General features: G+C 59.4%; 23 protein-coding genes. 18 read left to right on the forward strand and 5 right to left on the reverse strand.

Annotated elements, in window-relative coordinates; all coding sequences use genetic code 11:
* Positions 1-500: 500 nt before the first annotated feature.
* The 12 genes from kdpF to AC13RC_RS16590 all read left to right on the forward strand — a co-directional run bounded on the left by kdpF (position 501) and on the right by AC13RC_RS16590 (position 13,238).
* Positions 501-590 carry a K(+)-transporting ATPase subunit F gene (gene kdpF / locus AC13RC_RS16535; protein WP_041678183.1) on the forward strand — a complete coding sequence of 30 codons (90 nt, stop codon included), beginning with the start codon at positions 501-503 and terminating at the stop codon, positions 588-590.
* A gap of 27 nt (positions 591-617) precedes the next feature.
* Positions 618-2,321, forward strand: a complete 1,704-nt coding sequence (gene kdpA / locus AC13RC_RS16540; protein WP_488557827.1) for a potassium-transporting ATPase subunit KdpA — start codon at positions 618-620, stop codon at positions 2,319-2,321.
* A 12-nt stretch (positions 2,322-2,333) separates the two neighbouring features.
* Positions 2,334-2,495, forward strand: coding sequence for a hypothetical protein (locus tag AC13RC_RS16545; protein WP_488557828.1), 162 nt, complete (start codon positions 2,334-2,336; stop codon positions 2,493-2,495).
* Between the two features lie 48 nt (positions 2,496-2,543).
* On the forward strand, positions 2,544-4,631 hold the full coding sequence (kdpB, locus tag AC13RC_RS16550; RefSeq protein ID WP_488557829.1) for a potassium-transporting ATPase subunit KdpB: 2,088 nt from the start codon (positions 2,544-2,546) through the stop codon (positions 4,629-4,631).
* Positions 4,632-4,643: 12 nt separating this feature from the next.
* Entirely contained in the window at positions 4,644-5,249 is a 606-nt protein-coding gene (locus AC13RC_RS16555) for a K(+)-transporting ATPase subunit C (RefSeq protein ID WP_488557830.1), read from the forward strand.
* Between the two features lie 59 nt (positions 5,250-5,308).
* Positions 5,309-8,020, forward strand: a complete 2,712-nt coding sequence (locus tag AC13RC_RS16560) for a sensor histidine kinase (RefSeq protein ID WP_145319802.1) — start codon at positions 5,309-5,311, stop codon at positions 8,018-8,020.
* Complete coding sequence (locus AC13RC_RS16565; protein ID WP_069609971.1) at positions 8,017-8,709, forward strand: response regulator; 693 nt, start codon at positions 8,017-8,019, stop codon at positions 8,707-8,709. Before AC13RC_RS16560 ends, AC13RC_RS16565 begins: the two co-directional genes overlap by 4 nt.
* A gap of 99 nt (positions 8,710-8,808) precedes the next feature.
* Positions 8,809-9,264 (forward strand): PTS sugar transporter subunit IIA, encoded by a 456-nt coding sequence (locus tag AC13RC_RS16570; protein WP_113350942.1) that lies wholly within the window; start codon positions 8,809-8,811, stop codon positions 9,262-9,264.
* A 161-nt stretch (positions 9,265-9,425) separates the two neighbouring features.
* Positions 9,426-10,454: a sulfate ABC transporter substrate-binding protein gene (locus AC13RC_RS16575; protein WP_488557831.1), complete on the forward strand. Its 1,029-nt coding sequence runs from the start codon at positions 9,426-9,428 to the stop codon at positions 10,452-10,454.
* 6 nt (positions 10,455-10,460) lie between these two features.
* The gene (cysT, locus tag AC13RC_RS16580; RefSeq protein ID WP_069609968.1) at positions 10,461-11,318 is read left to right on the forward strand and encodes a sulfate ABC transporter permease subunit CysT; all 858 of its coding nucleotides are present in this window, start codon (positions 10,461-10,463) and stop codon (positions 11,316-11,318) included.
* The gene (gene cysW, locus AC13RC_RS16585; RefSeq protein WP_113350944.1) at positions 11,308-12,180 is read left to right on the forward strand and encodes a sulfate ABC transporter permease subunit CysW; all 873 of its coding nucleotides are present in this window, start codon (positions 11,308-11,310) and stop codon (positions 12,178-12,180) included. Before cysT ends, cysW begins: the two co-directional genes overlap by 11 nt.
* A gap of 11 nt (positions 12,181-12,191) precedes the next feature.
* A complete protein-coding gene (locus AC13RC_RS16590; protein WP_112721908.1) occupies positions 12,192-13,238 on the forward strand; it encodes a sulfate/molybdate ABC transporter ATP-binding protein in 1,047 nt (348 codons plus the stop codon).
* Positions 13,239-13,241: 3 nt separating this feature from the next.
* Here AC13RC_RS16590 and AC13RC_RS16595 read toward each other — a convergent pair whose 3' ends face one another.
* The 3 genes from AC13RC_RS16595 to AC13RC_RS16605 all read right to left on the reverse strand — a co-directional run bounded on the left by AC13RC_RS16595 (position 13,242) and on the right by AC13RC_RS16605 (position 16,572).
* On the reverse strand, positions 13,242-14,039 hold the full coding sequence (locus AC13RC_RS16595; RefSeq protein WP_488557832.1) for an NAD-dependent epimerase/dehydratase family protein: 798 nt from the start codon (positions 14,037-14,039) through the stop codon (positions 13,242-13,244).
* A 103-nt stretch (positions 14,040-14,142) separates the two neighbouring features.
* Positions 14,143-14,985, reverse strand: a complete 843-nt coding sequence (locus AC13RC_RS16600; protein WP_488557833.1) for an endonuclease/exonuclease/phosphatase family protein — start codon at positions 14,983-14,985, stop codon at positions 14,143-14,145.
* A gap of 123 nt (positions 14,986-15,108) precedes the next feature.
* Complete coding sequence (locus AC13RC_RS16605; protein ID WP_488557834.1) at positions 15,109-16,572, reverse strand: phospholipase D-like domain-containing protein; 1,464 nt, start codon at positions 16,570-16,572, stop codon at positions 15,109-15,111.
* 334 nt (positions 16,573-16,906) lie between these two features.
* Between AC13RC_RS16605 and AC13RC_RS16610 the strand changes: the two genes are divergently transcribed.
* From AC13RC_RS16610 to AC13RC_RS16630, 5 genes are all read left to right on the forward strand, one after another.
* Positions 16,907-17,176 (forward strand): DUF2934 domain-containing protein, encoded by a 270-nt coding sequence (locus tag AC13RC_RS16610; protein ID WP_113350949.1) that lies wholly within the window; start codon positions 16,907-16,909, stop codon positions 17,174-17,176.
* A gap of 274 nt (positions 17,177-17,450) precedes the next feature.
* A complete protein-coding gene (locus AC13RC_RS16615) occupies positions 17,451-17,660 on the forward strand; it encodes a hypothetical protein (RefSeq protein ID WP_113350950.1) in 210 nt (69 codons plus the stop codon).
* Between the two features lie 38 nt (positions 17,661-17,698).
* Positions 17,699-18,013 (forward strand): plasmid stabilization protein, encoded by a 315-nt coding sequence (locus AC13RC_RS16620; RefSeq protein WP_488557835.1) that lies wholly within the window; start codon positions 17,699-17,701, stop codon positions 18,011-18,013.
* Between the two features lie 192 nt (positions 18,014-18,205).
* Entirely contained in the window at positions 18,206-18,943 is a 738-nt protein-coding gene (locus tag AC13RC_RS16625) for a glutathione S-transferase (protein ID WP_488557836.1), read from the forward strand.
* 3 nt (positions 18,944-18,946) lie between these two features.
* Positions 18,947-19,513: a methyltransferase family protein gene (locus AC13RC_RS16630; protein ID WP_488557837.1), complete on the forward strand. Its 567-nt coding sequence runs from the start codon at positions 18,947-18,949 to the stop codon at positions 19,511-19,513.
* 2 nt (positions 19,514-19,515) lie between these two features.
* On the opposite strand, the gene ligD is transcribed toward AC13RC_RS16630, so the two are convergent.
* Positions 19,516-20,409, reverse strand: a complete 894-nt coding sequence (gene ligD / locus AC13RC_RS16635) for a non-homologous end-joining DNA ligase (protein WP_488557838.1) — start codon at positions 20,407-20,409, stop codon at positions 19,516-19,518.
* A gap of 83 nt (positions 20,410-20,492) precedes the next feature.
* Positions 20,493-21,287 (reverse strand): SDR family NAD(P)-dependent oxidoreductase, encoded by a 795-nt coding sequence (locus AC13RC_RS16640; RefSeq protein ID WP_113350954.1) that lies wholly within the window; start codon positions 21,285-21,287, stop codon positions 20,493-20,495.
* Between the two features lie 354 nt (positions 21,288-21,641).
* Here AC13RC_RS16640 and AC13RC_RS16645 point away from each other — a divergent pair, with 354 nt between their 5' ends.
* Positions 21,642-22,037 carry a RidA family protein gene (locus AC13RC_RS16645; protein ID WP_113329227.1) on the forward strand — a complete coding sequence of 132 codons (396 nt, stop codon included), beginning with the start codon at positions 21,642-21,644 and terminating at the stop codon, positions 22,035-22,037.
* The last annotated feature ends 64 nt before the right edge of the window (positions 22,038-22,101 follow it).

The raw sequence follows: 22,101 nt of genomic DNA on the forward strand, positions 1-22,101 counted from the left end.
TATTAGATTTTTTGCATATGGAATGATGCAATCATGGAAGGTGGTTGAGATCGATGAAGCATCTTAAATGTCCTGTGCGGATCGTTCAGGAAATTCAATAAAATAACGGCCCCACGCCCGCGGAATATGCCTCCTTCTTCGAGCGAGTTCGGCAATGCAGGCAGGCATCCGCTTCGCGTATGAACATAGTTTTAGACCGTCATCATCCGCCCCGGCATTTATAAGATTTTTATATCTTCCGCTTTTCCGCCGTCTCGAACCTTAATGCGGTTCGGTCGCATATTACGTCTGGAAGATGCTCCCCAAGTGATCTTCCAGGTCGGCAGGAAAAAGAGGCGCTCTGAGCAAGGGCGCTCTCCATCATTTCTGCATTCAACAATAACAATCAAGGAATCGCGATCAATGATGGACATTATTCTTGTCGGGATCGGCGTTTTATTCTTCCTCCTCTGTGTCGCTTATACCAAGGCCTGCGACAGCCTCTAGTCGGAGAGACGGCAATGCTTCTCGATTACATTCTCGGTGGCGGCGTGACGATCTTTCTCACCGTCTACCTGGTCTATGCTCTCATTCGCCCCGAGCGCTTCTGATAGCGCTGGATAGGGAAAGTTACCTCCATGACCTTCAACGGATGGCTTCAGATCCTCATTTATATCGGGATCCTTCTCCTGCTCGTCAAACCGCTCGGCGGTTACATGACGCGTGTCTTTACCGGCGAGCGCACCTTCCTCTCTTTCGTCCTCCGTCCTGTGGAACGGGGGCTTTATCGTTTGGCCGGCACGGATGAACGCGAAGAGCAGCACTGGACGACCTATTCTGTCTCCATGCTGCTGTTCAGCCTCGCGGGTTTCCTCGTTCTTTACGCTCTGCAGCGACTGCAAGGCAGCCTACCGTATAATCCGGCCGGCATGACCGCAGTCGGCCCGGAACTGTCCTTCAACACGGCAACGAGCTTCGTCACCAACACCAATTGGCAGAATTACGGCGGCGAGAGCACGATGTCTTACCTCGTGCAGATGGCCGGCCTGACGGTGCAGAACTTCGTGTCTGCGGCAACCGGCATTGCCATTGCCATTGCGCTGATTCGTGCTTTCGCACGTGCCTCGGGCAAGGCGATCGGCAACTTCTGGGTCGATATGGTCCGCGCGACGCTCTACGTCCTCTTGCCGATCTGCATCGTGCTGACGATTGCTTTCGTCTATCTCGGTGTGCCGCAGACGCTCGGCCCCTATGTCAATGCCACGACGCTCGAAGGCGCGCAGCAGACGATCGCCGTTGGCCCCGTTGCCTCGCAGCTTGCCATCAAGATGCTCGGCACGAATGGTGGTGGCTTCTTCAATGCCAACTCGGCGCATCCTTTTGAAAATCCGGACGCTATTTCCAACCTTCTGCAGATGCTGGCGATCTTCGCCATCGGCGCGGCGCTAACCAACGTCTTCGGCCGCATGGTCGGCAGCCAGCGGCAGGGCTGGGCGATCCTGGCTGCGATGGGCACGCTGTTCATCGCCGGCGTGATCGTCACCTATTGGGCTGAAGCGGCAGGCAATCCGCTTGTGCATGCGCTCGGCATCCAGGGTGGCAATATGGAAGGCAAGGAAGCCCGCTTCGGGATTGCTGCCTCCTCGCTCTTCGCGGTCATCACGACCGCCGCATCCTGCGGCGCGGTCAATGGCATGCTCGACAGCTTCACGGCGATCGGCGGCCTGATCCCGCTCATCAATCTGCAACTTGGCGAAGTCATCGTCGGCGGCGTCGGCGCCGGTTTCTACGGCATCCTGATGTTCGTCGTCATCGCTATCTTCGTTGCAGGCCTGATGGTTGGGCGCACACCGGAATATCTCGGCAAGAAGATCGAGGCCAAGGAAGTGAAGATGGCAATGCTTGCCGTGCTTTGCCTGCCTTTCGGCATGCTGATCTTCACGGCGATTTCCGCGGTATTGCCTTCCGCCGTAGCCTCGATCGCCAATGCCGGTCCGCACGGCTTCTCGGAAATCCTCTATGCCTATAGCTCGGCAGCGGCAAACAACGGTTCGGCCTTCGGCGGCCTGACTGGCAATACCCCCTGGTACAATATCACGCTCGGTATCGTCATGCTGATCGGCCGCTTCCTGGTCATCGTTCCGGCCCTTGCGATTGCCGGTTCCCTGATCAGCAAGAAGACGGTTCCTGCCTCGGCCGGCACCTTCCCAACGGATGGTCCGCTCTTCGTTGGTCTGCTTGTTGGTACGATCCTGATCGTCGGCGGTTTGACCTTCTTCCCGGCGCTGGCGCTCGGACCGATCGTCGAACATCTGTCGATGATCGCAGGCCAGACCTTCTAAGGAATGACGGCCATGAGCCAATCGCTTCTAGGCAAGCTTAGAAAAGTTATCGACCCACGCCCCTTCGACAGGGGGCGTGGCTCGGCCGGAATGACCTGCGCGTCCGATGCCATTTTGCTGGCGATGGTTGCCCTGTTCCTCGGCCTTGTCGTCTTCGGATTTTTGATCGGCTGATCGGCGGCGTTCCGATCTGACGTTTTCCTCTTCACGCTGGAGCCTCTTATGAGCCAGTTAAAATCAGCGAGTATTCTGGATTCTCGCATCCTCGTTCCGGCGATCGGCGCTTCGTTAAAGAAACTGAACCCGCGCACCCTCGCCAAGAACCCCGTCATGTTCGTGGTCGCCGTCGTTTCGATGCTGACGACCGTCCTCTTCCTGCGCGACCTCGTTACCGGCGGTGGCAATCTCGCCTTCTCGCTGCAGATCAATATCTGGCTCTGGTTCACGGTGCTGTTCGCCAATTTCGCCGAAGCCGTTGCCGAAGGCCGCGGCAAGGCGCAGGCGGATTCGCTGCGCAAGTCGCGCACCGAAACTCAGGCGAAGCTGCTCGTCGGCAACAACCGCACCGATTACAAGATGGTGCCCGGCACCAGCCTGAAGGTTGGCGATGTCGTCCTGGTCGAAGCCGGCGATATCATCCCTTCGGATGGTGAGGTCATCGAAGGTGTCGCCTCTGTCAACGAAGCCGCGATCACCGGCGAATCCGCGCCCGTCATCCGGGAATCGGGCGGCGATCGCTCGGCTGTGACTGGCGGTACGCAGGTTCTGTCGGACGAGATTCGCGTCCGTATCACGGCGGCAGCCGGATCGACCTTCATTGATCGTATGATCGCGCTGGTCGAAGGTGCCGAACGGCAGAAGACGCCCAACGAAATCGCGCTCAACATCCTGCTGGCCGGCATGACGCTGATCTTCGTGCTCGCGACCGTCACTATCCCGAGCTTCGCCGCCTATGCCGGCGGTTCGATCCAGACGGTCGTGCTCGTTGCGCTCTTCGTGACGCTGATCCCGACCACGATTGGTGCATTGCTTTCGGCGATCGGCATTGCTGGCATGGACCGTCTGGTGCGCTTCAACGTGCTTGCCATGTCCGGCCGCGCCGTCGAGGCCGCCGGCGACGTCGATACGCTGCTTCTCGACAAGACCGGCACGATCACGCTTGGCAACCGTCAGGCGACCGCCTTCCGCCCCGTCCGTGGTGTCAGCGAGCAGGATCTCGCCGATGCCGCGCAGCTTGCCTCTCTTGCCGACGAGACGCCGGAGGGACGCTCGATCGTCGTGCTTGCCAAGGAGAAATATGCGATCCGTGGCCGCGACATGACGAGCCTGAAGGCGACTTTCGTTCCCTTTACCGCCCAGACCCGTATGAGCGGCGTTGATCTCGATGGCTCCTCGATCCGCAAGGGTGCCGTTGACGCTGTCATCGCCTATGTCGAAGGTGCTGCTAACGGCAGTCACGAAGGTACTGCCGTTATGTCCCGCACGACCAGTGAAACGCTGCGTGAGCTGCAGGTGATCGCCGACGAGATCGCCAAAGCCGGTGGTACGCCGCTTGCCGTTGCTCGTGACGGCCGTCTGCTCGGCGTCATCCATCTCAAGGATATCGTCAAGGGCGGCATCCGTGAGCGTTTTGCGGAGCTGCGCCGCATGGGCATCCGCACCGTGATGATCACGGGCGACAATCCGCTGACGGCTGCCGCCATTGCCGCCGAAGCCGGCGTCGACGACTTCCTCGCACAGGCGACGCCTGAGATGAAGCTGGCGCTGATGCGTCAGGAGCAGGCACAGGGCAAGCTGGTCGCCATGTGCGGCGACGGCACAAACGATGCGCCGGCACTCGCCCAGGCCGATGTCGGCGTTGCCATGAACACCGGTACGGTGGCCGCTCGCGAAGCCGGCAACATGGTCGACCTCGACAGCGACCCGACGAAGCTGATCGAGATCGTCGAGATCGGCAAGCAGCTGCTGATGACGCGCGGTGCGTTGACCACCTTCTCCATCGCCAACGACATCGCCAAGTATTTCGCCATCATCCCGGCCATGTTCATCGCCTTCTACCCGCAGCTGAAGATGCTGAACGTCATGGGACTGGCAACGCCGCAAAGCGCCATTCTCTCGGCCATCATCTTTAACGCGCTCATCATCGTCGCGCTGATCCCGCTGTCGCTGAAGGGTGTCCGCTACCGCCCGATCGGCGCCGGCGCGCTGCTCAGCCGCAACCTGCTGATCTACGGCCTCGGCGGCATCATCGTTCCTTTCATCGGCATCAAGGCCATCGACATGGCGATTACCGCCATTGGCCTCGCCTAAGGAGTTTCTCTCATGTTGAAACAAATCAGACCCGCCATCGTCATGATCGTCGCCACGACCGTTTTGACCGGCCTTGCCTATCCGCTTGCTATGACCGGCGTCGCCCAGGCGCTCTTTCCGCACCAGGCCAATGGCAGCCTGGTGGAGAAGGATGGCAAGGTGATCGGCTCCAGTCTTATCGGCCAGAATTTTACGGCGGATAAGTATTTCCACGGGCGTCCATCAGCCACGACCGGCGCCGACCCAAACGATCCGACCAAATCGGTTTCCGTACCCTATAACGCGGCCAATTCCGGCGCTTCCAATCTTGGCCCGACCAATTCGAGCCTGATCACACGTATCAAGGGGGATGCCGCGACATTGCAGGCGCAGAACCCGAATACGCCGGTTCCGATCGATCTGCTCACCACTTCGGGCAGCGGTCTCGACCCGGACATCTCGCCCGAAGCCGCCTATTTCCAGGTGCCGCGTGTCGCCAAGGCTCGCGGCATGGATGAGGCCAAGGTCAAGTCGCTCGTCGAGGCAGCCATAGAGCCGCGGGAGCTCGGCGTTCTCGGGGAACCTGTGGTCAATGTGCTGGCATTGAACCGGGCGCTCGATGCTTCTATGACTCAATAAGTTGAAGAGGTTGAGACGGTTCGTGCCGTCTCAACCTTATCAGGAAAGACAACCAGCGAATGGCAGACGACAGCCGCGATATGTTGAGCAGGCCTTCTCCTGATGCGCTTCTCGAGAAGGCGCGGGCCGAGACGCGCGGTCGGTTAAAGATATTCCTCGGAGCGGCACCGGGCGTCGGCAAGACCTATGAGATGCTGATGTCGGGCAGGGCGAAGATTGCCGACGGCGTCGATGTCGTGGTCGGTGTCGTCGAGACCCATGGCCGCCGAGAGACACAGGCCCTGCTCGAAGGATTCGAGATCGTACCGCGCATCAATGTCGACTATAAGGGTAGGGCGCTCGAGGAGATGGATCTCGATGCCATTCTAAAGCGCCGTCCCGACCTGGTGCTGGTCGACGAACTTGCTCATACCAATGCGCATGGCAGCCGGCATCCCAAACGCTACCTCGATGTCAAGGAGTTGCTTGAACGCGGCATCGACGTCTACACGACGTTGAATATCCAGCATGTCGAAAGCCTGAATGACGTCGTTTCGCAGATTACCCGCATCCGTGTGCGCGAGACGGTGCCGGATTCGATCATCGACATGGCCGATGATGTCGAGATCATCGATCTGACCCCGGACGATCTCATCAAGCGGCTGCATGACGGCAAAGTCTACGTATCGAAGACGGCCGAGCGCGCGCTGACCAACTATTTCACGCCAGGCAACCTGACGGCCTTGCGGGAGCTCGCGCTGCGACGCACCGCCCAGCGCGTCGACGACCAGCTGCTAACCCATATGCAGGCGCATGCGATCCAGGGACCTTGGGCTGCCGGCGAGCGCGTGCTCGTTTCCATCGATCACCACCCGCGCTCGGCCGCGCTTGTGCGCTATGCCGCGCGCATGGCCGCGCGCCTGCGGGCGCCCTGGGCAGCCGTCTATGTCGAGACCAACCGCTCGATCAGTTTGAGCGAGGCGCAGCGCGACACGATCGCCGCAACGCTGCGGCTCGCCGAGCAGCTTGGCGGTGAAGCAATCACACTTCCGGGTCGGGAAGTGGCGGAGGAGCTGCTTCGTCATTCGGCGAGCAACAACGTGACCCACATCGTCATCGGTTCGCCGAAAATCGGTTCCTGGCGTGATTGGTCTCGCCGCTCAGTTTCTTATGATCTCATTCGCAAGGCCGGGGACATCAGCGTCCATGTCATTTCCGGCAGCGAAGCGGATGGCGAGGCTGCAGGGCGTGGCGTCAAAGTGGCACCCTCATCGCCACCTTTCCAACTCCGCGGCTATGTTCTGGCAACGCTCTATGTCGCCATCGCGCTGGGCTTTTGCGTCATCCTCGATCAGGTGCTTGACGTGCGCAATCTGGCGCTCGTCTTCCTGATGGCGGTGCTGGTAAGCGCCGTGACCCAGGGCCTGCGTCCAGCACTTTATTCCTGCTTTCTCGGTGCTCTTGCCTTCAACTTCTTCTTCCTGCCGCCGCGCTATACGCTGACGATCAGCGATCCCGAAAGCGTGCTTGCCTTTTTCTTCTTCCTTGGTGTCGCGGTCATTGCGAGTAACCTGACGGCGACGGTGCAGCGCCAGGCGGCGGCGGCGCGGCAACGGGCGCGAACGACGGAAGATCTCTATCTCTTCTCCAAGAAGCTTGCCGGCACAGGCACGCTGGACGACGTTCTATGGGCAACCGCTTTCCAGCTGGCGTCGATGCTCAAGCTGCGCGTCGTCCTGCTCTTGCCCGAACATGGCACGATCGCCGTCAAGGCCGGCTATCCGCCCGACGACACGCTCGACGACGCCGATATCGCGGCGGCGCGCTGGGCCTGGGAGCATAATCATGCCGCCGGCCGTGGCGCAGATACACTACCAGGCGCCAAGCGCCTTTACGTTCCGCTCCGCACCGGCCGAACCGCCGTCGGCGTTATCGGCCTCGATAGCGACCGCCGCGACGGCCCGCTTCTGACGCCGGAGCAACAGCGGCTGCTCGATGCTCTCGCCGATCAGGCGGCTCTTGCCATCGAGCGCGTGCAGCTGGTAGCCGATGTCGACCGCGCGAAGCTGGCGGTGGAGGCCGACCGGCTGCGGTCGGCTCTGTTGACCTCGATTTCGCATGATTTGAAGACGCCGCTTGCTGCCATCCTTGGGGCGGCAGGCACCTTGCGCGACTATCTGGAAACCCTGCCACACGAAGATCGCGTCGATCTCCTGTCGACCGTCATCGACGAATCCGAACGCCTCAACCGCTTCATCGCCAATCTGCTTGACATGACCAAGATCGAGTCCGGTGCAATGGAGCCGAATTATGCTCTGCATTATGGCGGCGATATCGTCGGCAGTGCGCTGCGGCGGGCGGAAAAAATCCTGGCACATCATCGCGTCGACGTGCGGATGCCCGTTGATCTGCCGATGGTGAAGGTCGATCCGGTCTTGTTCGAACAGGTGCTGTTCAACCTGCTCGACAACGCCGCCAAATATGCGCCGGAAGCATCGGCCATTCGCCTGGAGGCCTGGGCCGATATAGACAATATCGTCTTCCGCGTGATGGACGAGGGACCAGGCATCCCGCCCGCCGACCTCGAACGCGTCTTCGATACCTTCTATCGGGTACGCAAGGGCGACCAAGTGCGTGCCGGAACCGGGCTTGGCTTGTCCATCTGCCGCGGTTTCATCGAGGCGATGGGCGGCACGATCGCCGCCGGCAACAGAACGGATCGGCAAGGGGCAGTTTTCACCATCCGCCTGCCGAAACCAACAGATGTCCCGAAGCTGGATGAACTGAAATGAACACCACTGCCGTCAAGATTCTCGTTGTCGATGACGAGCCGCCAATCCGCAAATTGCTGCGCGTGGGCCTCGGTGCCCAGGGCTACGTCGTCAATGAGGCACAGAGCGCCGCGTCAGCCCAGGCGTCGATCGACGAAGACCAGCCCGATCTGATCGTGCTTGATCTCGGCCTGCCGGATAAATCAGGCCAGGATCTGTTGCTCGGTTGGCGCGAGGATGGGGTGCAGATCCCGGTGGTCATCCTGTCAAGCCGCACCGACGAAGCTGGCATCGTCAAGGCGCTCGAAAGTGGCGCCGACGATTATGTGACCAAGCCTTTCGGCGTCAACGAGCTTGCTGCCCGCATCCGTGTGGCGCTGCGCCATCGCCTGCAGCAGCAGGGCGAGAAGGCGATTTTCCAGACCGGCGGTCTTTCCATTGATCTCGTCAAGCGTATCGTCAAGGTCGATGGCAAGGAGATCAAGCTGTCGCCGAAGGAATACGACATCCTGCGCGTGCTCGCCCAGCATGCCGGCAAGGTGCTAACGCACCAATTCCTGCTGAAGCAGATCTGGGGGCCGGCGGCCGATGTGCAGTATCTGCGCGTTTATGTCCGCCAGCTTCGGCAGAAGATCGAAGAGATTCCCGATCAGCCGCACTATATCACCACCGAGACAGGTGTCGGCTACCGGCTGCGCGAGCCTGATTGAGGCGGCGGAAGTTTCGAGCCCATGATCGAGGCGATTTGGCCTCGGACTTGTGGCGATGAATGCCATTTCAGAATTTATTGCCGGACCTTGAGTGCGACCATGGACCTTTCCACGATCATTCTTCCCGAACACGTCTTTGTCGGCGTCTCCGCTCCGACGAAATGGCGGGCATTGCAGATGCTGTCGTCGAAGGCAGCCCATTGCTTTGGCCTGGACGAGGCAGTGGTCCTGCGAGCGCTGGAGACGCGCGAAAAATTGGGCACGACGGGGATCGGCAATGGCGTTGCGGTTCCGCATGCCGCCATCGCTGGCATGACGAGGCCTCGGGGACTCATGGTGCATTTTGCACATCCAGTCGATTTCGAAGCCATCGACGACATACCGACGGAATGGGCCTTCGTGCTGTTGTTCGGAGAGGGCGGCCGGGGCGACTATCTGAACGTGCTTGCCGCGATCGCGAGGCGTTTGCGCACGGAAGGCGTTCTGACGGCGATGCGGCAGACGAAGAGCGCCGACGAGCTCTATTCCGTCTTTATGTCCGACACCATCCGCTGACGAAGCACTCGTTGCACGTCTGGCGTCATTCGGGAATGTGATTTCACTTTTCCGGATTCTATGGGATGCTGTTCTCCGCAGTTACCGAAAACGGAAACTGCCTTCGTTACTTTATACGACCAAGTTGATAGGGTTTAAGGACAAACGAAGGGGGTGCATCCATGCAGACGATTAAGCTTTCTCGGCTTCTCGCCACCGCAATTCTGATCGGCAGTTTTTCGATCGCGGCCGTCGCGCCGACCTGGGCGGCGGACAAGACGCTTCTCAATGTTTCCTATGATCCGACTCGTGAACTCTATAAGGACTTCAACACGGCCTTTGCTGCCAAGTGGAAGAAGGATACGGGCGAAACCATCAATATCAAGGCTTCGCATGGCGGTTCCGGCGCGCAGGCTCGCTCGGTTATTGACGGCCTCGATGCCGACGTCGTGACGCTCGCCCTCGAAGGCGATATCGACGCGATCGCCAAGGCGACGCACAAGATCCCGGCCGACTGGAAGACCAAGTTCCCGAACAATTCGGTTCCCTACACCTCGACCATTGTTTTTCTGGTGCGCAAGGGCAATCCCAAGGGCATCAAGGACTGGCCGGATTTGGTCAAGGACGGTGTCGAAGTCATCACGCCGAATCCGAAGACGTCGGGCGGTGCTCGCTGGAACATTCTCGCTGCCTGGGCCTGGGCGAAGCAGGCCAATGGCGGCGATGATGCCAAGGCGCAGGACTATGTCGCGCAGCTCCTGAAGCATGTCCCGGTCCTCGACACCGGCGCGCGCGGCGCGACGACGACTTTCGTACAGCGCGGTCTTGGTGACGTTCTGCTTGCCTGGGAAAACGAGGCCTATCTCTCGCTCGACGAACTCGGCCCCGATAAATTCGAAATCGTCACGCCGTCCGTTTCGATCCGCGCCGATCCGCCGGTTGCCGTAGTCGATGGCAATGTCGATACCAAAGGCACGCGCAAGGTCGCGGAGGCCTACCTGAACTACCTGTACTCGGATGAAGGTCAGAAGATCGCTGCGAAGCACTATTACCGGCCGATTAAGCCGGAAGCGTCCGATCCGAAGGATGTCGCTCGTTTCCCGTCCCTGAAGCTCGCCACTATTGACGACTTCGGCGGATGGTCTCAAGCTCAGCCGAAATTCTTCGCTGACGGGGGCGTCTTCGATCAGATCTACAAGCCGGGACAATAAGACTGAATGCATTCTATAACCCGCAAACGGTGGCGGTTACGGCAGCCGAGCGTCATTCCGGGATTCGGATTGGCGCTCGGCGTTACCTTGGCTTGGCTCATCTTCATAGTACTCATTCCACTGTCGGGGCTTCTCTGGAAAAGCAGTGCCCTCGGCTGGCAGAATTTCTGGGCCCTCGCGCTTGACGTGCGCACGCTGTATGCGCTGCGCATGAGCTTCGGCGGCGCCTTCATCGCCGCGCTCGTCAACGCCGTGCTCGGGCTTATCCTTGCCTGGGTGCTGGTGCGCTATCGCTTTCCAGGCAAGCGCATTCTCGATGCGATGGTCGATCTGCCGTTTGCCTTGCCGACGGCGGTTGCCGGCATTGCCTTGACGACGCTATACGCGCCGAATGGCTGGATCGGTCAGTTCCTCACGCCGCTCGGCATCAAGATCGCGTTCACTCCCGTCGGCATCGTCATCGCATTGATTTTCGTCGGCCTGCCGTTTGTGGTGCGCACGGCACAGCCGGTCATGGAGGAGATCGACCGCGAAGTCGAGGAAGCGGCGGCGACCCTTGGTGCCTCGCGTTTTCAGACGATAACCCGCGTGCTGCTGCCGGGCCTCGCCCCTGCCGCTCTGACTGGCTTTGCGCTGGCATTCGCACGTGCGGCGGGAGAATACGGATCGGTCATCTTCATCGCCGGCAACAAGCCCTATGTTTCGGAAATCGCGCCGCTGCTCATCGTCATTCGCCTGGAGGAGTATAATTATTCCGCAGCGACGGCGATCGCGACGGTGATGCTGTTCATTTCCTTCACCATGCTTTTGATCATCAATCTCATCCAGTCGTGGAGCAGAAGGAGATATGGCTATGGCGCATGATCTTTCTGCATCAGTCGAAACCGGTCATTCGGTCATCACCGAAAGCCGGCTTGCGCGCATCGTCTTCATACTGATCTCGCTCGCGTTCCTGACGCTGATGGTGCTTCTGCCTCTCGCCGCCGTTTTCGTCGAAGCTTTCCGCAAGGGGATCGAGACCTTCTTCGAAGCCTTGGTTGACGAGGAAACCTTCGCGGCGATCCGGCTGACATTGATCGTTGCCGGCATCAGCGTGCCGCTGAACCTCGTCTGCGGCATTGCAGCCGCCTGGGCGATCGCCAAGTTCGAATTCAAGGGCAAGGCCTTGCTGACGACGCTGATCGATTTGCCCTTCTCGGTGTCGCCAGTCATATCGGGCCTGGTCTTCGTGCTGTTGTTCAATTCGAACAGCACACTCGGCCCCTGGCTGCAGAGCCATGGCATCCAGATCCTGTTTGCGGTTCCTGGGCTGGTGCTGGCGACGATGTTCGTCACCTTTCCCTTCGTCGCGCGTGAATTGATCCCGCTGATGCAGGAACAGGGCAGCGCAGACGAAGAGGCGGCGCTCTCGCTCGGGGCCAATGGCTGGCAGACCTTCTGGCATGTCACGCTGCCAAACATCAAATGGGGCCTGCTTTACGGCGTGCTGCTCTGCAACGCCCGCGCCATGGGTGAGTTCGGAGCCGTTTCGGTCGTTTCGGGTCATATCCGCGGCGAAACCAACACCATGCCCCTGCAGGTCGAAATTCTTTATAACGAATATAATTTTTCGGGGGCATTCGCGGTCGCCACGCTCCTGGCCCTGCTCGCCCTTGTCACATTGATACTGAAGACGCTGCTGGAAATGCGCTATAGCGAAGAGATCGCAGCCAGCCGGCGTCACTGAAGGAATTCTTGATGGAAGTTCGCGTTCAAAACCTGCGTAAGGAATTCGGTCGCTTTCCCGCATTGCATGACGTGTCGCTGGATATCCGCTCGAGCGAATTGATTGCGCTTCTCGGTCCATCGGGCTCCGGCAAGACGACGCTGCTGCGCCTGATCGCCGGATTGGAAACCCCGACGGAGGGACAGATCTTCTTCGGCGAAGAGGATGCGTCGCGAAAGACGGTGCAGCAGCGCAATATCGGCTTCGTGTTTCAGCACTACGCGCTGTTTCGGCACATGACGGTGCTCGACAATATCTCTTTCGGCCTGAAAGTCCGCTCGGCATCGCGTCGTCCGCCACGAGATGAAATTCGCCGGCGTGCCCTGGAGCTGTTGGAACTGGTGCAGTTGAACGGCCTGGAGAAGCGCTATCCGGCCCAGCTTTCCGGCGGCCAGCGCCAGCGCGTGGCATTGGCGCGTGCCATGGCGGTCGAGCCGAACGTGCTGCTTCTGGACGAGCCCTTCGGCGCTCTCGATGCTCAGGTCCGCAAGGACCTGCGCAAGTGGCTGCGGGAAATCCACGACCGGACCGGCCATACCACCGTCTTCGTGACCCATGACCAGGAAGAGGCGCTGGAGCTCGCCGACCGCGTGGTCGTACTCAACAAGGGCGCGATCGAACAGGTCGGAACGCCGGACGAGATCTACGACTCGCCGAATTCTCCCTTTGTCTATGGCTTCATCGGCCAATCCAATCGTCTCAAGGTGCGCATCACCAGCGGCGAGATCTGGTTCGATGACAAGCCGCTGGGACTCAGCACGCCGCATGAGCCCGATGGCGAAGCCTATCTCTATTTCCGACCCCACGATATCGAAATCCGTGACGGCGATGGCGGCGCGATCGCGGGTCTGCTCGTTGCCAGCAGGCGCGTGGCAGGCACTCGCCACCTTGAAATCAACATCGGTGCCGAGCACGATCCCATCGAGATCGAACTGCCGCCGAACAAGGCGGATGCCTTGGATCGCAACCGCATCGCCTTCAGGCCGACACGCTGGAAGCTCTTTCGCAACGGTGTCTGACGATCAGTCCTCGGGGTGAGCGGCAGAAGCAAAGCCGCCGCCCTGATAGACGATTGCGGGATCATTCGGATCCTCGGCGGGTGTTTTCGACAGAATTTCGGCGCGCCAAGGAGCCGCACTATCGCGCGGCTTCCAGCCAAGAAAGGCAGCGTTGCTGTTGTCCCACCATTGTTCGTCATTGTCCGAGACGCCGTAGACGATCGTATGGCCGAGGCGCGGGGCGTTGAAGGCGCAATCGCAAAGCGAGACGAAATCCCCGATGCTGAACCATGTGGCGAGCATGCGCGTGTTGCGCGGCTCGGGAAAGCACGAGCCGATGCGCACTGAAAGCGTTTCCTGGCCGAACTTGTCGAAGTAGAGGCTCGCGACCGCCTCACCGAACACCTTTGAGACCCCATAGAGCGAATCCGGCCGGGTCGGCACCTTGTTGTCGATCCGCTCATCCCGCCGGTAGAAGCCGATCGTGTGATTGGAGCTCGCGAAGACGATACGCGGCTTGCCGGCGGCGCGCGCGGCCTCATAGAGATTGTAGAGGCCGAGGATATTGCCCTGCAGGATCAGATCGAAGGGCTTTTCCACCGATATCCCCCCGAGATGGATGATACCATCAACACCTTTCACCATCGCATCGACGCCGCTGCGGTCGGCGAGATCACAGGCGACGAAACGCTCGTTCGGGCGCAGGTCGCTTATCGGCGCGAGGTCTGACAAAAGGACGTTCTCGGCGATCTGCGATAGAAGAGGCCGGATTGCCTGGCCAACACCGCCGGCGGCGCCGGTCAGCAACAGAGTTTTCAGCATGATTGTCTCCCGGATCGGTCATTTCGGCGGGGAGCCTATAAGATGGTCCTCCGCCCGTCATCACATATATCGGTGGGATCGACATGAAGCATGTCGATAACGTCTAGGCAGTCTGTGAATGCGTCCGAGCGTCGATGTCGAGCACTTCCAGGCTGACCACGGCCTTGATGGGCAGGTGATCGGAAGCCACGCGTGCCAGCGGCGAGTCATGCACTTCGACTGCGGAGATCATGCCGCGGCGGTTTGCCATGATGCGGTCGAGGGCCAGAAGCGGCAGTGTCGAGGGAAAGCTCGGTACGGCAGGCGGTAGCGGTCCGAACGCGTTCTGGATGGTATTGAGAGATGAGCGGTCGCCAAGGCGCCATTCGTTGAGATCGCCCAGCAGGATGGTCGGCGTCTCGCTGCCGTCGTTCATGAGGTCGACGATCAGACGCGTCTGCTGCGCGCGCGAGCGATGCAGCAGGCCGAGATGCGCCGCGATGATCCTGAGGCTTCCGCCACGAGCCAATTCCAGTTCAGCGATCAAGGCGCCGCGCGGCTCAAGCCCTGGCAGATTGATCTGGTGAACGTCGCGAACCGTGCCCTGTTTGAAAAGAACCACATTGCCGTGCCAGCCATGCGCCTTGGTGACGCCGGAAATCGGCACCGGGATGAGGCCTGTCTCGCGTTCGAGCCGGCGCAGATCGAGAATGCCCGTGCGTTCTCCAAAACGCGTATCGGCTTCCTGCAGACCGATGATATCGGCATCGATTTCATGAATGACGCGGCTCGTTCTTTCCGGATCGAAGCGGCGGTCGGCGCCGACGCATTTGTGGACATTGTAGGAAGCGATCAACGTGCCGTCCGGGCGGCCCGGCTTGCTGCCGGCCGGTGTGGGGCGCGATTTCTTTCGGTTCTTCAGGCTTTCCAGAATGCTCGCACGGAGACTTTCTTTCTTTTTTCGCATCTATCCGTCGACCGTTCCTTGATCAGATCACGTCGGGCACGTGGGGCAGAGTATAAGAAGCGATTGTTGGCCTTGTCATGTAAAAAGGCTGCGACAAAGGCAGATAGTCTTTCGTTGCAGTCGTCAGAGATAGGGTGAGCCAAGCCACAGCACCTTTTCGATAAGCCGTACGACAAACGGCCGCGCCCTGAGCTTTTCGAGGTCTACCGGATGTGCAGTTTCCAGGATCGCGCCGATATGATCGTCGATCGTGCTCGCAAAGCCGCGATCAAGTACCTCGAGATCCACTTCGAAATTGAGCCGCAGGGAGCGCGGATCGAGATTGGATGAGCCGACATAGGCCCAGATACCGTCGATGGACAAAAGCTTGGAATGGTTGAAGGCGCCTTCGGCGCGCCAGATGCGGCAATAGTTCTTCAGCATCTGGTCGAATTGCGCCGTCATGGCCCGGTCGACGAGTACCAGATTGTTGGCTGTCGGCACGACGATATCGACTTCGACGCCACGCCGGGCCGCCGTCACCAGCGCACTGATCAACTCGCGATCCGGCAGGAAATAGGGCGACATGATTCGGATGGATTTGTGCGCCACCGACAGCGCGCCGATGAGCATCTTGTGATTGGTCTCGACGCTGCGATCCGGGCCGGAGGCAACCACCCGCATGAAAACGGGCGCTCCAGGCTCGTTGGAGGGCGCGGCAATCCGCCATTCCTCACCGTTCAGGACTTCGCCTGTGGTGAAGCGCCAATCCTCGGCTGCCGTATTGAAGAGATCGGCGACTGCAGGTCCCGTCACGCAGAAATGCATGTCGCGAGCGCTGTACTCGTGCGCGAATTCGCGCGTGAAGCCCTGACGGATATTCATGCCGCCGGTAAAGGCAATTCGCCCATCGATGCTGAGGATCTTTCGGTGGGTACGCAGGTTGGCATAAGGCAACCGGAGACCGATGATGACGTTGCCATTGAAGACGTCGACCTGCACGCCTCCTTCGCGCAGATAGCCCATGATGCTCGGCACGGAGTAGCGGGCGCCAACAGCATCGATGAGTACACGCACGCTGACACCGCGTTTCGTCGCAGCAATCAGGGAATCGGCGATGCGGAGGCCGATCGGGTCGCGATCGAAGATGTAGGTTTCCATCAGGATGCTGCGCTCGGCGCCGTCGATTGCAGCCTTCATTGCGGCATAGGCAACGTCGCCGTTCGTCAGCATCTCGATGGTGTTGCCGGTGCTCATCATATAGCGAACGACGCGGTCGCCGAGCGTCTTCATAGAACCGAAACGATCGCCGAACCGCCGCCGCACCTCGCCGCCATCGGCGTCGAAGCTGGAGAGCTCGCCATTCGCATCCTTGCGAAAGAGCGCGTCGCGCTGCGAGCTGAGGGAGGCCCGGCGGATGCGATTGATGCCGGCGACAGCATAGAGGACGGCACCGATGATGGGCGACAGGATGATGACGCCGACCCAGCCGATCGCGGCGCGGACATCTTCTTTGGTCATGGCTGCATGGATTGCAGCGGCCGCCCCCATCACAATGGACAGGACGGCGAGAATTTGGCCCCAATGGGCAGCCACGAGGTCGATCATGATGCAAGTATATCCTTGCCCGCAAAAGCTGCAATGAGTGGGCCGGCGATCGTCAAGATGTCATCAATAGCGGTGCGAAACTTCATCTTATTAGATAATTTTAATTGAACCCTGTTCTGACCAGCATCATACTTAGGTTGCTTCGGCTGCTTCGCTACCGTCCCTCACGGTAACTTCTGTTTTTCGTTCGAAGCGCCACTGCGGTTCGACAGTCGAGATCGAAGAACGCTAGCCATAGCGTCTTGGCTGCTCGGGGGAGGCGTCAAAGCCCGCGTTTCAAGAACGGGCATCGTTCATCAAAACCTTGTTCAATGATGCGAACGGAGAACAGCAGATGTTGGAATCTCGGGACGAATGGATCAAGAAGCGCGCATACGCCATATGGGAAGAGGAAGGCCATCCTTCCGGTCGCGACGTCGAGCACTGGGCGCAGGCGAGCAGTGAGCGCATCGCGCTTGAGAAAACGGCAGCAGACGGCGGCGCGATCGACATCAAGCCCAAGGCGAAGCGCAAGACGGCGGTCGCCGCGGCGGCTGTTACCGAGGAAAAATTGGCTAAGCCAGCAAAGAAGATATCGAAGAAGGGTGTAGCCGCGAAGGTATAGGACGCGTCAGCTTTAGGAGTGTGGCGGAGATGAGGGCGGCTCGATGGCAACATCGGGCCGTCACTCTTTTCGAGATGGTAGCTGGCGGAATATTCGCAATAATTTCGGTGATTTGGCTCTCATCCGCGAAATAGTTGTCACACATCGATGCTACAGATTGTGAAGGGAGCTCAGCAATGTGTGGCAGCTATATCGATGATGTGGAAATGACGGTTGCGGCGATTGTCGCAGCGCAGTGGCCTTTGTGGCTTGCCGCTAGAATGGAGCTGGTGGGATGACATCACTCCTCGTGCTCGCTGCGCTGTATCTTCTGACGGCCTTGGTCCTCATTCTGATCATCGATCGCTCGGTCGGCGTCTTTTTCCCTGCCTCTGCCAAGCAGCGTGTCGCTGTGCGGCATGGTCGGCGCTTCTGGATGCTCCCGAGCAATCTGCTATCCGGCAATCGCAATTCTTCAGGCCAAATCTCGGAACCTTTTCCCTGACGACGGGTTGCTCTTCCTTCCCAGCAAGGAGAAAGATCATGCCCCGAGGAGATAAATCCGCCTATACCGACAAGCAGAAGCGCAAGGCCGAACATATCGAGGAAGGCTACGAAGACCGCGGCCTTTCGCACGCAGAGGCGGAGCGGCGTGCCTGGGCGACCGTAAACAAGGAAAGCGGCGGCGGCAAGAAGTCAGGCTCCGGTCGCGGCCATTCCGAAAGCCACGAATCGTCCGAAAAGGGCGGCAGGATCGGCGGACGCGCCGCTGCAAGCCGACCCGCTGCGGAGCGCTCCGCCTCTGCAAAGAAGGCGGCTGCGACGCGTAAACGCCACGAGCACAACACACATTCCTAGGCCATCGGTGAGAACTGGATGCGATCGTCGAAATCCATTGGCCGTCGCTATGAAGTCCATAAGGTTTCCGGTGCATATGCCTGCGCCTGTAATCGTCGATTGCCTCTTACCTTTCGCGATGTCGACGCTAAATTGCAGTCTTGCGGCGATCATTGCAGCGGATTGCTCTCAATATCGGGGAGATGAAACCGAATGGCCTATGAACTCTACTATTGGGATGGCATTCAGGGGCGCGGCGAATTCGTTCGGCTGGCGCTGGAGGAAGCCGGTGCAGACTATGTCGATGTTTGTCGTGCTCCTGCAGGCAGGGGGCAGGGTATGCCCGCCATGTTCGCCATCATGGAGGGTAAATCTGAACTCGGTCTCCCATTTGCCCCACCGTTTTTGAAGGACGGTGATCTCATTATTCCACATGTGGCGAATATCCTGATGTATCTCGGGCCGAAGCTGGGTCTGGCGCCGAGAGACGAAGGAAAGCGCCACGTGTTGAACGGCCTGCAGTTGACGATCACCGATCTCGTCGCCGAGGTACACGACACGCACCACCCGATCGCGACGTCGAAATATTACGAGGATCAGAAGCAAGAGGCCAAGGCGCGGGCTGCAGAATTCATCGAAAACCGCATTCCCAAGTTCCTCGGCTATTTCGAGAAAGTGCTTCAGCAGAACCCCGAAGGATCGAGCCATATCTTCGGCGGAGAATTGACCTATGTCGATCTTTCGCTGTTTCAGGTCTATGAGGGGCTGCGCTATGCCTTCCCCCGCGCGACGGCACATCTGGATCGCCGATATCCGCATCTGACCGCGCTGCACAGAGCTGTCATGAAACGGCCCAACATTGCTCGCTATCTTCAGTCCGATCGCCGCATTCCCTTCAATGAGAGCGGCATTTTCCGGCACTATCCGGAACTTGACAGAGATATGGCGTGAGCGATGCTCATCTATCAATTCATTCCCGCATGCTGGATCGCCTGGCTATTGATCTGGCTTTTCGCTTCATTCAGCGTCAAGAGGAGCGTGCGACAGGAGGACCCTCTGTCGCGGCTCGGCAATACCGTGCCGATCTGGATCGGTGCTTTCCTTCTTGTCGTCAATCCATCCTGGCTGGGTCCTTTGCGGTTCCGCCTCATCCCACAGGATCTCACATCCTATGCGATTGGCGCGGTTCTGACCTTCATCGGTCTCGTTTTCGCTGTCTGGGCTCGCTATCATATCGGGCGCAACTGGAGCGGGGTAATCACTCTCAAGGAGGATCACGCGCTCATTCGCTCCGGTCCTTATGCGCTTGTGCGGCACCCGATCTATTCCGGTCTGATGCTGGCCATTATCGGCTCGGCAATTGCGCGCGGTGACATCGCGGCCGTCCTTGCGATCATCGCGGTGCTCTATGCCGTATTGCGTCGCGTGCAAATCGAGGAGAGCTGGATGAACGAGACGTTCGGCTCGGCCTATGCCGATTATAAGGCCAGCACGCCCGCGCTGGTCCCGTTTCTGGTGTAACGTCAGACCTCGAGAGGCGATGCCGCCTTGAAGAAATCGGCCCAGGGATCCGTGCTCGATTGGTCGAGGCGCGATGCCGCATTCTTGACGGTAAAGGAAGCAGGCCCGATCTTGCCGTCCAATTCTTCCCAGCTGACCGGCATCGAAACGGCAGCGCCCTTTCTGGCGCGTGTCGAATAGGGTGCCACGGCTGTGTTGCCGCGGCCGTTGCGCAGATAATCGATGAAGATATGGCCCGCCCGCTTCGCCTTGCTGGCGACCGACAAATATGTCTCCGGGCTATCGGCACTCATGGCATGGGCGATCGCCTCGGCAGCATCCTTGACCTGCGGCCAGGTCGCCTGCGGCTTGACGGATGCAACCACATGCAATCCCTTGCCGCCTGACGTTTTGACGAAGGATGTTAGTCCCAGGGTGGCGAACCGCTCCCTGATCTCCTTCGCTGCAGTTACGACCTCACTCCATGCGACATCCTCCCCGGGGTCGAGATCCATGATGATCATGTCGGGCTTTTCCCAATGATCCGTCGTCGTGCCCCAGGGGTGAATTTCCAGCGCCGCGGATTGGACAAGGGCTGCCAGGCCATCGAAATCCCCAATCTTCAGAAGCTTCGCAGCGTCCTTATCTTCTGGATCGGCAATTTCCTGGATATGCGGATTGATGCCCTTCCAGGCATGTTTCTGGAAGAAGCGTGGTCCATCGATGCCATCCGGACACCGCAGGAGGGCGAGGGGACGGTTGACGACGAAAGACGCCATTCTACGCCAGGCCAAAGCGTAGTAATCAAGAAGGTCTTGCTTGCTGACCTCGTCGCCGGGCCAATAGATCCGCTCCGGATGGGTCAATTCCACCGGCGTTTCAGTGCCGTCATGAATGGGCGTCTTTGCCATCTGCATGCGCTCCATCTTCCTCGACGCGAAGGCGCCGTGCCGGGCAAGACTAGCATTGCCCGCCACACAAAGCGACCGCTGGCCACTTCTCACGGCATGAGCTGGCCGCCATTGACCTCGATGATCTGGCCGGTGATGTAGCCAGAAAGAGTGGGAGAGGCGAGAAAGAGGTAGGCGCCAACGCAATCTTCCGGCGTGCCCACGAATCCCATGGGGATCGTCTTGCGCTGCAACTCCATCTGCTCGTCGTTGGTATAGCGCTCGTGGAAAGGCGTTGCGATGACGCCGGGTGCGACGGCGTTGACGCGGATCTTGTCGTTGACGAATTCCTTGGCGTGGCCATGGGTAATGGTCGAGACGAACCCTTTGGAGGCCGCATAGAGGATCGCGCCGTTGCCGCCGCCATTGCGTGCGGCAATGGAGGTCGTGTTGATGACGAAACCGCCCTGTTTTTTCAGGTGAGGATGAGCGGCGCGAGTCGCCGCAAGCACGGAGCGTGCATTGAGGTTCATCACCCGCTCATAATGCTCATCCGTCATTTCGGCGGTCGGAAGACGCCCGAGCATGCCGCCGGCATTATTGATCAGGCCATCGAGGCCTCCCAAAGCTTCGGCTGCGTCCTTGACCACACGTTCGGTCTCGCCATCTCGGGAGACATCGCCCTGGATGAGATGCACAGTTCCGCCGCCAGCCTTGATTTCATCGGCCAGTTTTTCCGCCGGTTCGCGGCTTGCATTGAAGTGGAGGCCGATCTTCATGCCCTGGGCGGCAAGGGCGCGCGCGACGGCAGCGCCAATACCGGTCGAGGCGCCCGTTATCAGCACTCTTTTGCCGGCAAGATCGGGAATGCGGATGGACGCAAGCGATTGCGCGAGTTCTGTCATGACGACTCCTCCTGAACGTCAACCAATCATACGACGAAATAGGTCTTTGTCTTATCAGGCTCCGGGGCAGAAAGGCAATCATGCCAGGCGCGACAAAAGGACGAGATGAGATTTCGTGGAGGAAGCGTCCGTAATCTGCGGAAAATAAAAGAGTTTTTCTTGCATTTGAAGTTAAGGTTTCGATCGAAGTCGCAGAAGCATTGCTCCACACCCATCTCGCAAACGGACAAAACGATCTGGCGTGGCGCCGCTGCGACAGATAAGGAAGCTACCAGGAGAGTCGAACGCGTGCGCCTGTTCCGATGAAACGATGGCGACCGCGGCTTTCAGCAACAGGGAAAGACTGAGGATATCATGAGCAAGAACAAGCTGATCCGTTTCGACGTCGCCGACAATCAGGCTGGCGGCCAGCGCCGCCCCTTCGCCAAGGCCGTCAGGGCAGGTGATTTCGTCTACGTCTCGGGCCAGGTTCCGACCATCAACGGTGAAATCGTTGCCGGCAATATCGTCGCTCAGACCGAGCAGGTCATCGCCAATATCAAGGATGTCCTTGCCCTTGCCGATTGCACGCTCGAGCATGTGGTGAAAGTGAATGTGTGGCTGGATGACGCTCGCGATTTCTCGAGCTTCAACGCTGTCTTCGAAAAGCATTTTATCGATCATCCGCCAGCCCGCTCGACCGTTCAGTCGCCCATGATGGTGGATGTCAAAGTCGAAATGGATGTCGTCGCCTACAAGCCGCTCGACTGAGCAAACGCCGATTTCGCTTCGATTGCGGTGCGGCCAGGACTGCATCGCAATCAATCCCGCGTCC

Source organism: Martinezella sp. CNPSo 3890, from assembly GCF_057784455.1.